Below are 15073 nucleotides of genomic sequence, written 5' to 3' on the forward strand. Positions count from 1 at the left end.
ATTTTAATCCAACATAAAAATTAAGTTTAATTTATAAAAAAACCACTTTCCTGTCTACCGACAGGCAGGCGTGGGAAGTAAAACATGGGAAAAGGAGATAAAAAAACCAAAAAAGGAAAAATTCAAAGAGGTTCTTATGGGGTTAGACGTCCACGAATAAAAAAACGACCACGTCTTGAGGATAAATTAGATCCTAATAAAAAAGTGAAACCTAAATCTTAAATTCTCTAGCCATTTTTCTACCAAAGGCATAAGCGCCAACAACAGCTAAAACTACAATACAAATATTTGCAAAAACATAGAGGGTGTACAAAAAGACATCCTCTTTAGAATTGATACAAAATGTATCTGTAATACAGGTTTCTAAAGGGTCTTGATACATTTGAAGCAATAAAAAACTCACCACAAATAGCACTAAAATTGACACCAAAATATACTGAGGTGTTTTATTTCTTGGCTTTTTACCTGTTGGTTTAAAAGCATTTCTTTGGTCTTCTGTACGTTTATTATCTTGTAAAGACCAAAGTGTTTTCTTTGGAGAGTTGTCCATGAAATCTATAATTTTCTAAATTAAAACCTTTAATATCGTCTAATGTTTTGGCATTGGTATCAATAATATAACGAGTCATTAATCCTCTTGCCAATTTAGCGTAAATACCAATGGTTTTATATTCGCCATTTTTAAGCTCTTTAAAATCGATGTCAATAACTGGAACTTTTAAAGTTTTAGTATCTATGGCTTTAAAATATTCGTTACTAGCTAAGTTTAAAAAAAACTCGTTGTCTTCCAATTCGTCGTTTAAGGCTTTGGTAACTTTCTTTTTCCAGAATTCATAAAGGTTTTTATTTTTCCCAACAGGAAGTTTTGTTCCCATTTCTAATCTGTAAGCTTGCATTAAATCTAAGGGCTTTAAAACACCATAAAGTCCTGAAAGAATTCTAACTGTATCTTGAAGTTTATCTAATTTCTTAACATCTAAAGAGTAGACATCTAAGCCTCTGTAAACATCTCCATTAAAAGTGTAAATGGCTGGCCGGGCATTCTCTTTTGTAAAAGGTAGTTGCCAATCTTGATTGCGTTCGTAATTTAAATGGGCTAAATTATCTGAAATATTCATGAGTTTCGATAAACTCTTGGCCGATTTCTTTTTTAGCACTTTTTGGATGCGTTCAGAATCTGATAAAAACTGAGATTCAGAAGATTTTGTGGTTGGCAATTTAGATTCAAAATCGAGGGATTTTGCAGGTGATAAAACAAGCTTCATAGGCATTTCCTGCAAAAGCAGGAATCTCTTTAAAGATTAATAAATAACTTCAATTAAGGAAATAAAAATTAGCTTTTTAGTCCTTTAATACAGATTCAAAGTTACGGATAAAACCATAAAATAACGAATTCAAAATGTTATAATGAAGCTAAAAATATATGGTTTATCAATAGTAAAAGAAACTATTTATTCAAGCACTAAATTAGTATCTCCAGAGACTAAAGCTACATGACAACAATCTGCTGTCACTTTATAATCACTACTTATAACTTCAATGTCATTAATAAACCCTTTAAACTGAATGTCTATCACTTGATTTAATTGTACTTGTCCATCAGAAATCATAGGATACTGACCTGACTCTTGATGATACACAAAGGCATCTGGGTGAATTTGCATGGTTAAATCCTCTCCATTTTCAATGTTAGTAACTTCAAAAGAATCTAAAGCAACTGGTTCCTGATTTTGATCTTTTATTCTTACATCTATGGATACAATATTATGTGTGCAAATTGCTTCTTCGCATTCATCGGCTGGGTTATCATCATCACTTTTACATGAAATAAAGAACATGGTTAAAATTGAAAGCGCAATGAATGCAAATGATTTGTTGGGAAATTTCATAAGATTTGGTTTTTAAAAAATGTAGATAATAAAATTTAGTTTTAATATTGATCATAAATCCATTCACCATTTTCATCGTATGCCAAATTCCAAGTTTGATAAGCTTCTTCTTGAGTAGGTTCTAAAATTGGGGTTGCATAATAATCATCATTTGGATAATCGTATCTATTAGAAGTTTTTCTATATTCTGTAAAGTTGTTTTTAGATAGAGATCTATTGAATGTTTCCTCAAACATTTGAAGTTTTCTAAATGGGTTTTCAGCAGTATCGTAACCACTGAAATATTGCGTTTCTTTCTTTGAAAAAATTGTATATGTATCTAAAGTACCTTTTCCAGAATAAATGGTTACAATACTATCTAAATTATCATTGGTATAATACAGAGTTGATTCTTTAAAATAACGAACTGACCAATCTCCAATAGTTGAGACTCTATTTGAGGTTTTAACAAACGACATTAATTTCCCATTACTATACGTGTAGTTTGTGGTGTCTCTTTCAGGATAATCATATTCTTGAAACCTAATATTCCTGACCATTCTATTATTTGCATCAAACTCAATAATTCTTTCGTTTTCTCGAACTGAAAGTCCATTAAAGGGGACAGCTTTTTTTTCAAGATGTACTTTATTATTAGTATAGGTTAAATCTGTATAAAGAGAATCGTGCAAATAGCCACCACCTCCACTGCCAGAGCCAAGATATAGTATATCGCCATTTCGTTTAGTAATTCTGTTAGAATCATCATACTCAAATGAAATTATATTACTATAATTCAAAAATGTAGACAAATGGGTGTTATATTGTGCATAAAATCCGTGATAACTCTCTATATAAAAATTATCATCAGGTTGTTCAATAACCTGTTCGCCTGAGTCATCATCATGACTACAACTAAAATTTGTTATTAAGGAGATGCATATAGCTAAGTAGAAAAGGGTGTTTTTCATTATATTGTAGGTTTAAGTTATTGCAATATATATATAACAAAATTATTCAGATTTTTTTTATCTTTTTGTTGAAAGAAATATTATCCATCCCTACGTAAAATAACTGTTTTTTTCATTTTCCCTAAAACAAATTCTGTATTATTTTATAGAACTTCCTCAAAATTTTCTAATTCTTTCCCTAACTGGCTTCCAACAATTTAATCTATTCTGAATACTCTTTCAATAAAGCTCTATAATTCTTCAAAATTTCAGAACGGCTTACAAACCCTACAAAATGACCTTCTTTATCTATAACAGGAAGTTGCCATACATCTGCTTCATCAAACATTTTTATAACCTTCATTACAGAATCTGTAGGAAAGACAGTAAATGCTGGACTTATTGCTAATTGACCTATATTAATTCCTTCTGTAGGTTTTTTATTTAATAAAAACGGTCTTAGCTGGGCTCTGTTAATAATACCCCAGAATTTATTTTCTTGATCTAGAACAGCCATACTGTTCTTATCGCTTTGTTTAAACTTATATAAAATTTCGTCTAAATTATCTGCGGTTTTAATAATAGATGAATTTCTTTCCAGACAATCAAAAAGAGAAATATGAGATAATATGTTTTGATCTTGTCTAGTTGTAAAAATTTCACCCTTATTGGCCAAAGTGCTAAATGCAGGATTAATTGGAGAGAAAAATTTATTGATAATAAAAGAGATAACAGAAACAATCATTAAAGGTATAAATAGATCGTATCCACTACTACATTCTGCAATTAAAAAAATGGCTGTTAACGGTGCGTACATAGAACCAGACATTACCCCAGCCATACCAACTAACATTAAATTAGTTACCGGAACATTATCCATACCCATTAAAGTTAAAACGTAGCCAAACAAATACCCTAATAAACCACCGGCTACTAGAGATGGCGCAAAATTACCTCCTGTTCCTCCAGAATTTAAAGTAATACTTGTAGCAAATGCTTTTAACAAAACAGCTAGTGTTAAAAACGCAAGAACTATCCACTGAGACTGACCAAAATAAGAAAATAAGCTATTTTGAAATAGACTATTTATTCCTCCCTGATCTAAAATTTTAATATTAAAATATCCTTCTCCAAAAAGTGGAGGAAAAATAACGCATAAAATAGATAATAATGTTCCTCCAACAATAGCTTTTAGTAAATATCTATTTTTAAATTTACTAAAAAACTGATGTGTTTTTTGACCAACTAAAATAAAATACCGAGCATATAATCCAGTTATTATTCCTAAAACAATATAAAATAAAACATTAAAGTGATCAAAAACCTCTCTTGCCGGTAAGTTAAATAAAACGTGTTCATTTAAAATTATTTTTGACAATAAGCTTCCGCATATTGCCGCAATAACCAAGGGAATAAAGTCTGTAAAAACTAACCCAGCAAGTATAATCTCAAATGCAAACATCACGGCTGCAATAGGTGCATTAAAAGCTGCTGCAATTCCTCCTGCTGCTCCTGCTGCCAATAGAAGTGTTCTTTCTTTAAAACCTAACCGATACCGTTGTGCGTAATTTGACCCTATGGCAGAACCTGTTACTGCTATGGGGGTTTCTAAGCCTGCAGAACCTCCAAATCCTACTGTAACGGCACTTTGAAGTACTAAAGAGTACATTTTACTAGGCTTAATTTTACTCTCGTTTTTAGAAATTGTCTTTAACACAAAAGACATTTCCTTCTCTTCATCAGATTTAAAAAAGAATTTCACTATTAAGGCGGTAAACACAATTCCTAATAACGGAAAAATAGCATAAATAACTAGTCGCTGATTAAAAGGAAGATCATGACTTATAAAACTTTGAATGTGGTGTACGCTTACTTTAAGAATAACTCCCGCCATTCCAGCACTTAAGCCAACTAAAATCCCTGAGAGAATAAGAAACTGAGATCTGCTTACTCTACTGCTTACCCACAACAGAAGAATTTCTATATAATTAAATTTCCTGAATGGATAATTAATAAAATCTTTATTGAAGCGTAAAAAGTTACTGTAAAGCTTATTAATCTTATTGATTAATTCTGTAATCCCTTTTTTCAAAACTGAATAGATTTATTGATAGTTTTCATGCATCAATTAGTCTTAATTTAATAATAAAACCAATAATAGATTTTAATATGAAATATAATCTTTTAAAAAAACAAACATTCTATTGTCCTCAAAACATATTCCTAAAAAGTATTTAGAAAGACACCTAGAAAAGCGGTTCTCATTATTTTAGCAGTCAATTAGCTCAAGTCTTGATGTTTCACATAATGCTGCCATTTCTCAATACATAACTGCATATCTTCTGGGATTTCAGAATCGAAACTCATAAATTCTCCGGTTCTTGGATGTGTAAACCCTAAAGTTTTTGCATGAAGCGCTTGTCTAGGTAAAACTTTAAAGCAATTATCTACAAACTGTTTGTATTTAGTAAAGGTAGTTCCCTTTAATATTCTTTCGCCTCCATAACGTTCGTCGTTAAACAAAGTATGACCAATATGTTTCATATGAACACGTATTTGGTGTGTACGTCCAGTTTCTAATTTACAAGACACTAAAGTAACATACCCCAGGCGCTCAAGCACTTTATAATGCGTTACTGCTGGCTTACCTTTATCCTCGTCATCACCAAAAAAGACCGTATTTTGTAATCTGTTTTTTGGATGACGACCTATATTTCCTTCTATTGTTCCTTCTTCTTCCTCCATGTTTCCCCAAACAATTGCCACATACTCACGCTTGCTCGTTTTATCGAAAAACTGTTTAGCTAAATGTGTCATGGCTTCCTCGTTTTTAGCAACTACTAAAAGACCACTCGTGTCTTTATCTATTCTGTGCACTAATCCTGGGCGGTTACTGGAGTTGTTTGGCAGATTATCAAAATGATAAATTAGAGCATTAATTAAGGTTCCTGAGTAATTTCCATGTCCTGGATGCACAACCATACCTGGTTCTTTATTAACAACTAATAAGTCGTCATCCTCATAGACAATATTTAAAGGAATATTCTCTGGAGTTAATAAATTTTCGTAAGGTGGGTGTTCGAAAAGCACGCGAATCACATCAAAAGGTTTTACCTTATAATTAGATTTTACAGGCTCATCATTCACATGAATATTACCACTTTTTGCAGCTGCCTGAATTTTATTTCGTGTAGCATTTACAATAAAATTCATTAAATATTTGTCTATTCTAAGAGGCTGCTGACCTTTATCTGCAGTAAAGCTATAATGCTCATATAATTCATCGTCACTTTCCTGCTCTGGCGTATAATCTGTCATTTTATTCTGAAGTTGGTCTAGTACCATTACCTAAAACCAAATCGATTTTAGACGTTTTTGGAAGCATATCTCCCGGTTGGATTTTTTCTCCCTGAAAGCTCATGTCTAAAACCATGTCTTTGGCAATATTGTCTTTATAGGTCAGTTTACCTACTTTAAAACCTAAGGCTTCCAAGGTTGGCTTTGCTTGTCTATACGTGCGTTCTTTTAAATCTGGAACTAATACATTTCTATATCCGGAAGGATTAAGTGTTAAATATATTTTTCGATTTTCCTTGACTTTTTCGCCAGCAATTGGATCTTGTTCAATAACCGAATACTTTGGATAATCTGGATTATAATTAGAAGAATCTAAAATTTCCATTACTAAACGATTTTCATTTAGTTGCATTTCAGCTACTTCTATCGATTTCCCTTTTAATTCGGGAACCGTTTCAAATTCACCATGATTAGTAGACACCTTTAACCATTTTAACATTATAAACGTCAAAATGAAAATGGCTACAAAAGCCAAAACAATTTGCTTTAAAAATGTTTTACTTTTAAGAAATTTTATAAGACTCATTTAAATTTATTTAAACAACAAAGATATAAAAACAGAACTGTTTTTTCTTTTGCTTTTATTGTGATATTTTAGCTTAACTAATAATCCTCTGGTTTTATTGTAAATTTAGTTAATAATTAAAGAGATTCCCATTTTCATGGGAAATACATATGAAAAAAAATATCGCCATTATTATGGGAGGTTTCTCTAGCGAATATGAAATCTCCATAAAAAGCGGAAACGTTGTTTACCAAACACTTAACAAAGACAAATATGCCATTTATCGCATTCATATTTTTGAAAAAAAGTGGGTTTATGTAGATAACCAAGACAAAGAATTTCCTGTAGATAAAAACGATTTTTCTATATCTGCAAATAATAAAAAAATTAATTTTCATTGCGTTTTTAATGCCATTCACGGTACTCCGGGAGAAGATGGTTTTATGCAAGCTTACTTTAAGCTTTTAAATATTCCTCATACAAGTTGCGATATGTATCAAGCAGCACTCACTTTTAATAAACGCGATTGTTTAAGTGTTTTAAAACCCTTTGGAATAAAAACTGCCGAAAGCTTTTATGTTAATTTAGGAGACGAAATAAACTCGCAAGCTATAGTTAAAAAGGTTGGGTTACCCTGTTTTGTTAAAGCAAATAAAGCTGGAAGTAGTTTCGGGATTACCAAAGTATATAAAATTGAAGAGATGCAAGATGCCATTGAGGTGGCATTTAAAGAAGATGATGAAATAATTATTGAATCTTATTTAGACGGCACAGAAGTTTCTGTGGGCGTAATAAAATATAAAGGTGAAACCAAAGTCTTACCAATAACAGAAATTGTTAGTGACAACGATTTTTTTGATTATAAAGCGAAGTATTTAGGCGAGTCTAAAGAAATTACCCCAGCAAGAATTAGTGATGACATGGCTCATAAAGTAAGTGAAATTGCGAAACAGGTTTATGATATTTTAAAAATGACAGGCTTTAGCCGAAGTGAATTTATTTTCAAAGATGGAGAACCTCATTTATTAGAAATGAATACAGTTCCTGGATTAACTAAAGCAAGCATTTTACCTCAACAGGCTGCTGCTGCTGGAATTAGCTTGGAAGAGTTGTTTGAGAATGCTATTGAAGAAAGTCTAAAATAATAATTGATTATATTTACTGTTAATTAAAAAAGACTCACACTTTCCTGTTTGCCGACACAGACAGGCTTAGAAAACAAATATGAAAAGAGCACTATTTCCAGGATCTTTCGATCCATTAACTCTAGGCCATTTCGACATTATTAGTCGTGGCGTACCACTTTTTGACGAAGTTGTAGTTGCCATTGGTATTAATGCCGATAAAAATTACATGTTTACATTAGAAGAACGTAAAAAATTTATTGAAGAAGCTTTTAAAAACGAGCCAAAAGTAAAAGTAGTTACCTATAAGGGAATGACTATAGACTTTTGTAAGGAAATAAAGGCCGACTTTATATTGCGAGGTTTAAGAAACCCCGCAGATTTCGAGTTTGAAAAAGCCATTGCTCACACCAATAGAAGACTATCTAAAATTGAAACCGTATTCTTGTTAACTGCTGCAAAAACTTCTTATATAAGCTCTAGTATTGTTCGCGATGTTATTAGAAACAAAGGAGATTATAAAGTTTTAGTTCCTGATAGCGTACGTATAAAATAACAAACTTAATTTCTCGTGAATACGATTAGATAGTTTATTATTTTTTTAGGGTTGACCAGAATTATTATCTAAAAATAGATTATAATTCCTCTCACTGTAAAACTAATTACAATTTATATTCAGAAAGTGGTTTCGGAAAATCTTCAGGATTTGCAGCTAAATGGTATCTTGGATCGTCAATATCTTCTACAATAACCTCTTTAAACTTAGGACTAGCTTTATACATCAAGATTTTACAATCTTCACTTAAGTGTTTAAGTTTTATGGTTTTTCCTTCAGCCTCATACTTTTCAACTATATTAAAAATAGCTTCTAAAGCAGAATGATCACTAACTCGTGATTCTACAAAATCTATAACTACGTGATCAGGATCGTTTTTAGGATCAAATTTTTCATTAAAAGCCGTAATACTTCCAAAGAATAAAGGTCCCCATATTTCATAAACTTTGGTACCATCTTCTTTTATACGTTTTCTAGCACGAATGCGTTTGGCGTTTTCCCAAGCAAATGCTAAAGCTGAAATAATTACACCAACAAAAACCGCAATTGCTAAATCGAAAATAACTGTTACTGCCGAAACTATTATTAAAACAACAGCATCCGATTTAGGGATTTTTTTAATAATTCTAAAACTAGACCATGCAAAAGTTTCAATTACCATCATAAACATAACCCCCACTAGTGCTGCAATTGGCACTTGTTCTATTAGTTTATCTGTAAAAAGTATAAAGGTTAATAAAGTTAATGCCATAACTATTCCAGACAAACGACCACGCCCTCCTGCATTTATATTAATTACCGTTTGCCCAATCATACCACAACCTCCTGTTCCTCCAAAAAGTCCAGACATAATGTTTCCAGCTCCCTGCGCAATACATTCACGGTCCCCATCTCCTCTAGTTTCTGTTAATTCATCCACTAAATTCATGGTCATTAGAGATTCTATTAATCCTACAGAAGCAGCTAAAAATGCATAAGGCAAAATAAATTTAAGAGTATCTAAATTAATAGGAAGATTTTGCCACAGCTCTAAATTAGGTGTAGGAAGTTCTCCTTTTAAGCCTGTTCCTCCTCCTTCAATAATATAAGATCCAACGGTAGAAACGTCCAAGTTAAACCAAATTGCAATAAATGTTGTTACTAAAATAGCTGTTAAGGCAGCAGGAATTTTTTTAGTCAATTTTGGTAAAACAGTCATAATTGCCATAGTTAGAAACACCAATCCAAGCATCATAAAAAGTTCTGAGCCCTGCATGAATGTGCTTACATATTCTTTTACCCCATCGCTTGAAACGACTAAAGATTTATGTGAAAACATTTTTACCTGTGCCCAAAAAATCACAATAGCTAGACCGTTAACAAAACCAAGCATAACTGGATGAGGAATTAAGCGTACAAAGCGTCCCAGCTTAAAAACACCAGCTAAAACTTGAATAAGCCCCATTAAAATAACGCAGGCCATCAAGTAAAAGAACCCCATATTGTCAACTGGTTGATCAAATAACATCCCTTTGGTATGTCCATCTGCAATCATGGTAACAAAAATAACGGCTACTGCTCCAGCTGCTCCAGAAATTAATCCAGGTCTTCCCCCAAAAATTGCAGCAATCAGTCCAACAATAAAAGCTCCAGAAAGTGCCATTAGTGGATCTATTTGCGCAACAAAAGCAAATGCAACCACTTCTGGAATCATTGCTAACGATACGGTAATACCACTTAAAATATCATTTTTAGGATTGTTAGTGAATTTCTGAAAAAATTGAGTCATCGTTCTTTTTTTAAGGCTGCAAAAATAGACTTAATATAGATAAACACAAGGCTATATTATTTTTAATTGATTAGTTTTATACTTTAAACCTTTTATTATGAATAAAACAACTGCTTTTTTCCTTATTTATTTGTCTTTCAATTTTTTAGTATCTCAGACTTCTCAAGAGTTTGTTACAAATTTTGAAAAAAGTGGAGGAACTGAAACTGAAACCTATCAAGAAGTAATAAGTTATTTTGAAAATTTAAGTCATGTTTATCCTCAAATATCAATTCAAGAAATGGGAAAAACAGATTCTGGGAAACCTTTACATATAGTAACCTACAATCCGGATAAACAATTTGACTTTTCAGAAATAAGAAAAAATAAACGCATTTTATTAATCAACAATGGTATTCATCCAGGTGAAACAGATGGTATTGATGCCACTATGCTACTTTACAGAGATTTAGTTCAAGGAAAAGTTAAAGCTCCTAAAAATACGGTTTTAGTTACAATTCCTATTTATAATGTTGGCGGTAGCTTAAACAGAAATACGGGATCCAGAGCCAATCAAAATGGTCCAAAAGAATATGGATTTAGAGGAAATGCCAGGAATTACGATTTAAACAGAGATTTTATAAAATGCGACACCAAAAATGCTAAGAGTTTTACTGAAATTTTTCATTTGGTACAACCCGATGTGTTTATTGATAATCATGTTAGCAATGGGGCAGATTACCAATATACATTAACCCATCTATTTACGCAACACAATAAGCTAAACGGCAATTTAGGCTTGTTTTTAAACCAAGAAATGATGCCAGCTTTAGAAAATAAATTAGCTCAAAAAGATTGGGATATCACACCTTATGTCAATGTGTTTAATCAGGTGCCCGAGATTGGTTTTAGTCAGTTTATGGATTATCCAAGATACTCAACAGGTTACACGGCTTTATGGAGTGTGTTGGGTATGATGGTAGAAACTCACATGTTAAAACCATATAAGCAACGTGTAGAAGGCACCTACGAACTTATGATAAGTATGATTGAAGTTATAGAAGATAATTACAACAGGATTGCTTTATTAAGAGAGGACTCCGCTTCTAATTTTAAAGTAGGCACAAAGTATCCTTTAGATTGGGTTATTGACGAATCGAAATCTACTACATTAAACTTTAAAGGTTTTGAAGGTGAAATGATAACCAGTGATGTTACTGGCTCTCAACGTTTAAAATACAATAGAAATAAGCCCTTTACCAAAGAAGTTGAATATGAAAACTACTTTAAACCTAGTGTTGAAGTAACAGTTCCAAAAGCTTATATAATTCCCCAAGGTTGGCACGATGTCATTGATTTACTTAAACTAAATAAAGTAGAAATGACTCGTTTTGAAAAAGATACAAGTGTTACTGTTTCTGCTTATAAAATAGCTACTTTTGAAACCAGAAAAAATCCTTACGAAGGTCATTACCAACATTATAGTACAAGCATTACATCTTCAACAGAAGCTGTCCGTTTTAGAAAAGGGGATTATTTTGTAACAACAAATCAACCTGCTAAACGCTATTTATTAGAAACCTTAGAACCTCAAGCTCCAGACTCCTTTTTTAACTGGAATTTTTTCGACATGATTTTACAACAAAAAGAAGGTTTTTCTCCTTATGTTTTCGAAGATACAGCTAAAAATATGTTGGACAGTAATGCTGAATTAAAGGCTGAATTTTTAAAGAAAAAAGAAAGCGATAAAGATTTTAATACCAATTGGTATGCTCAATTAAACTGGCTTTACCAACGTTCTAATCACGCTGAAAAAGCTTATATGCAATACCCTATTTATCGATTAAATTAATTAGAAAAAAAATAATTTTTCAATTATAAATTCGATTACATTTACACAAAAATTATTCATATTGTATGAAACCACAAGACATTGAAAATATTGAATTACAATATCTTACTTTAGACGATTATCAAGAATTAAAAGGCGCCATGCAACAAGCATACACGTCTATGCCTGATTTATTTTGGAGAGAAGATCAAATAAAAACTCTGATTGATAAATTTCCAGAAGGACAGGTAGTTATTAAAATTAATAACCAAATTGCTGGTTGTGCACTTTCAATAATTGTGGATTACGATAGTATTGATGATATTCATACCTATGATGATATTACTGGAAATTACACCTTCAACACACATGATGCAGATAAAGGCGACGCCCTTTACGGAATAGATGTTTTTATAAAACCTGAATTTCGTGGTCTGCGCTTAGGAAGACGTTTATATGATTATAGAAAAGAAGTTTGCGAAAAACTAAACTTAAGAGGCATTGCTTTTGGAGGAAGAATACCAAATTTCCATAAGTATTCTAAAGAAATGACTCCCAAAGAGTATATCGATAAGGTTAAAAGAAAAGAAATTCACGATCCTGTTTTAAATTTTCAGATTTCTAACGATTTTCATCCTGTGCGTATTTTAAAAGGATATTTAGAAGGTGATAATGCTTCGGGAGAATACGCGGTTCTATTGGAATGGGATAATATATATTATGAAAAACCTTCAAAAAAAGCAGCTACTAAAAAGAAAGTTGTTCGTTTAGGTCTTATCCAATGGCAAATGCGTTTGTATAAAGATTTGGAAGAGTTGATGCAACAAGCAGAGTATTTTATTGATTCTGTTTCTGCGTATAGATCGGACTTTGCCTTATTTCCAGAGTTTTTCAATGCGCCGTTAATGGCCGAAAACAATCATTTATCAGAATCTGAAGCTATTAGAGAATTAGCCAAACACACAGAATCTATTGTTCAAAAATTTTCTGAATTGGCCATTTCGTACAACATCAATATTATTACTGGAAGTATGCCGGAAGTAAAAAATGATTTGCTGTATAACACCGGTTATTTATGTAAACGTGATGGTACTGTAGAGCGATATGAGAAACTTCACATAACTCCAGATGAAGCCAAAGTTTGGGGAATGCAAGGTGGTTCAGAATTAAAGACATTTGATACAGATTGTGGTAAAATTGGAGTTTTAATTTGTTACGATTCTGAATTTCCAGAATTAAGCCGGCTTTTAGCCGATGAAGGCATGGATATTTTATTTGTTCCTTTTTTAACAGACACTCAAAACGGTTACTCTAGAGTGAGACATTGTGCGCAAGCCAGAGCTATAGAAAACGAATGTTATGTTGCCATTGCCGGAAGTGTTGGTAATTTACCTAAAGTGAATAATATGGACATTCAATATGCGCAATCTATGGTTTTTACTCCTTGCGATTTTTCGTTTCCTGCAAACGGAATTAAAGCCGAGGCCACTCCAAATACAGAAATGATTTTAATTGCAGATGTAGATATAGATCTACTTAGAGAGCTAAACCAACATGGAAGCGTTAAAAACTTAAGAGATAGACGAACAGACCTTTTTGAATTGCGTAAAAAATAATTTCACCACTTGTAAAAGCTATTAAAAAATAATCTAAATTTGTTTAAAATATATATCGCGATTTCGCAGTAAATGAATAAATACATTGTTGTCAATCAACCTGAAAAATGGCATTTTTCGATTGAGAATATTACAGTAATTTCTTCCCAAGAATATCTTACTAACCCACAATTTTCCTTATTAAAAAACGCACGTATTTTTAATCTTTGCAAAGATTACTCGTACCAATCTAAAGGTTATTATGTGTCGCTTTTAGCTGAAGCCAGAGGACATTTAGCCATCCCAACTGTAAAAAATATTGTAGATTTAAAGGCTTTAAAACTAGTTCGCATTGTTTCTGATGAGTTTGATGATGTCATCCAACAGAGCTTAAAAAACATCAAATCTCAAGAGTTTACTTTGAGTATTTATTTTGGACAAAATGTGGCTCATAAATACAAGGAATTAAGCGCACTGTTTTACAGACATTTTCAAGTGCCTTTTTTAAGAGTCAAATTCAACCATACAACCAAATGGAATGTACAAAACATTCGAGCTATTTCTGAGTCTGAAATCCCAATAGAACACATGGAGAGTGTGCATGAATTTGCCAATCAGTACTTTTCAAAAAAACGTTATGATACACCTAAATTGACCAAATCGGATTTTGATTTAGCTATTTTAGTAAACCCTAACGACCCTGCTCCTCCAAGTAACCCAAAGGCTCTAAAAAAGTTTGTGGACATGGCTGAAAAAATGAATATTTATGCTGAAATAATTGAGCCGAAAGACTTGTCTCGTCTGTCTTCGTTTGATGCCTTATTTATTCGTCAGAGTACCGAGGTTAACAACGAAGCCTATGCCTTCGCAAGAAAAGCACAACAAGACGGCATTGCAATTATAGATTATCCGGATGCCATTTTAAAATGCTGTAATAAGGTTTATATGGCCGAAGCTCTTAATAATGCCAATATTGCAACCCCAAAAACGGTTATCGTTCATAAAAACAATAAAAATGATGTTCTAGAGCAAATTGGTTTACCATGTGTTTTAAAAGCTCCAGATTCTACCTTTTCTTTTGGTGTGAAAAAAGCCAAAAATAAAGAAGAATACCAAAGTTTGGTTTCTGGTATGTTAAAAGAATCTGATTTAATTATTGCACAGGAATTTTGCCCTTCAGATTACGATTGGCGTATTGGAATTATAGACGACAAACCATTCTTTGCCTGTAAGTATTATATGGCAAAAGGTCATTGGCAAATATATAATTGGAACGCCAAGAAAAAAGACGATCAAGACGGAAATGCAGATTGCTTAGCTATAGAAGAGGTGCCAAAACCAATACTAGATATGGCCTTAAAATCTGCTAAATTAATGGGAAAAGGACTTTATGGTATAGACATAAAAGTAGTGAACAACAAACCCTTGGTAATTGAGATTAACGATAACCCAAATATTGACTTTGGTGTAGAAGATGCCTATTATGGAGATTTTGTCTATACCGAAATTCTAACAGCTCTAAAAAACAGACTGACGTAAC

At 32.3% G+C, this 15073-nt stretch carries 14 protein-coding genes; 6 read left to right on the forward strand and 8 right to left on the reverse strand.

Annotation, left to right across the window (positions count from 1 at the left end; translation table 11 throughout):
- Positions 1-84 precede the first annotated feature (84 nt).
- Positions 85-222 (forward strand): 30S ribosomal protein THX, encoded by a 138-nt coding sequence (locus OS188_RS06580; RefSeq protein ID WP_267148033.1) that lies wholly within the window; start codon positions 85-87, stop codon positions 220-222.
- Here OS188_RS06580 and OS188_RS06585 read toward each other — a convergent pair.
- The 7 genes from OS188_RS06585 to OS188_RS06615 form a co-directional block, all read right to left on the reverse strand.
- The gene (locus tag OS188_RS06585; protein ID WP_267148034.1) at positions 212-550 is read right to left on the reverse strand and encodes a hypothetical protein; all 339 of its coding nucleotides are present in this window, start codon (positions 548-550) and stop codon (positions 212-214) included. The genes OS188_RS06580 and OS188_RS06585 overlap by 11 nt on opposite strands.
- Entirely contained in the window at positions 507-1265 is a 759-nt protein-coding gene (gene yaaA / locus OS188_RS06590; protein WP_267148035.1) for a peroxide stress protein YaaA, read from the reverse strand. The genes OS188_RS06585 and yaaA overlap by 44 nt, the downstream gene beginning before the upstream one ends.
- 186 nt (positions 1266-1451) lie before the next feature.
- Complete coding sequence (locus OS188_RS06595; RefSeq protein WP_267148036.1) at positions 1452-1889, reverse strand: hypothetical protein; 438 nt, start codon at positions 1887-1889, stop codon at positions 1452-1454.
- Between the two features lie 41 nt (positions 1890-1930).
- Entirely contained in the window at positions 1931-2839 is a 909-nt protein-coding gene (locus tag OS188_RS06600) for a hypothetical protein (protein ID WP_267148037.1), read from the reverse strand.
- A gap of 202 nt (positions 2840-3041) precedes the next feature.
- A complete protein-coding gene (locus OS188_RS06605; protein ID WP_267148038.1) occupies positions 3042-4910 on the reverse strand; it encodes a chloride channel protein in 1869 nt (622 codons plus the stop codon).
- A 188-nt stretch (positions 4911-5098) separates the two neighbouring features.
- The gene (locus OS188_RS06610; RefSeq protein WP_267148084.1) at positions 5099-6136 is read right to left on the reverse strand and encodes an RluA family pseudouridine synthase; all 1038 of its coding nucleotides are present in this window, start codon (positions 6134-6136) and stop codon (positions 5099-5101) included.
- 1 nt (position 6137) lies between these two features.
- Positions 6138-6701, reverse strand: coding sequence for a PASTA domain-containing protein (locus OS188_RS06615; RefSeq protein WP_267148039.1), 564 nt, complete (start codon positions 6699-6701; stop codon positions 6138-6140).
- Positions 6702-6850: 149 nt separating this feature from the next.
- Here OS188_RS06615 and OS188_RS06620 point away from each other — a divergent pair, with 149 nt between their 5' ends.
- Both OS188_RS06620 and coaD read left to right on the forward strand, forming a co-directional pair.
- Entirely contained in the window at positions 6851-7825 is a 975-nt protein-coding gene (locus OS188_RS06620) for a D-alanine--D-alanine ligase (RefSeq protein WP_267148040.1), read from the forward strand.
- Positions 7826-7904: 79 nt separating this feature from the next.
- Positions 7905-8360 (forward strand): pantetheine-phosphate adenylyltransferase, encoded by a 456-nt coding sequence (coaD, locus tag OS188_RS06625; protein ID WP_267148041.1) that lies wholly within the window; start codon positions 7905-7907, stop codon positions 8358-8360.
- A 106-nt stretch (positions 8361-8466) separates the two neighbouring features.
- On the opposite strand, the gene OS188_RS06630 is transcribed toward coaD, so the two are convergent.
- Positions 8467-10128 (reverse strand): SulP family inorganic anion transporter, encoded by a 1662-nt coding sequence (locus tag OS188_RS06630; RefSeq protein WP_267148042.1) that lies wholly within the window; start codon positions 10126-10128, stop codon positions 8467-8469.
- 97 nt (positions 10129-10225) lie between these two features.
- Between OS188_RS06630 and OS188_RS06635 the strand changes: the two genes are divergently transcribed.
- From OS188_RS06635 to OS188_RS06645, 3 genes are all read left to right on the forward strand, one after another.
- A complete protein-coding gene (locus OS188_RS06635; RefSeq protein WP_267148043.1) occupies positions 10226-11959 on the forward strand; it encodes a M14 family metallopeptidase in 1734 nt (577 codons plus the stop codon).
- 65 nt (positions 11960-12024) lie between these two features.
- Complete coding sequence (locus tag OS188_RS06640; RefSeq protein WP_267148044.1) at positions 12025-13554, forward strand: carbon-nitrogen hydrolase family protein; 1530 nt, start codon at positions 12025-12027, stop codon at positions 13552-13554.
- A gap of 72 nt (positions 13555-13626) precedes the next feature.
- Positions 13627-15072 (forward strand): RimK family ATP-grasp domain-containing protein, encoded by a 1446-nt coding sequence (locus OS188_RS06645; RefSeq protein ID WP_267148045.1) that lies wholly within the window; start codon positions 13627-13629, stop codon positions 15070-15072.
- The last annotated feature ends 1 nt before the right edge of the window (position 15073 follow it).

It is taken from the genome of Xanthomarina sp. F1114, assembly GCF_026410255.1.
In the GTDB taxonomy this organism is placed as follows: Bacteria; Bacteroidota; Bacteroidia; order Flavobacteriales; family Flavobacteriaceae; genus Xanthomarina.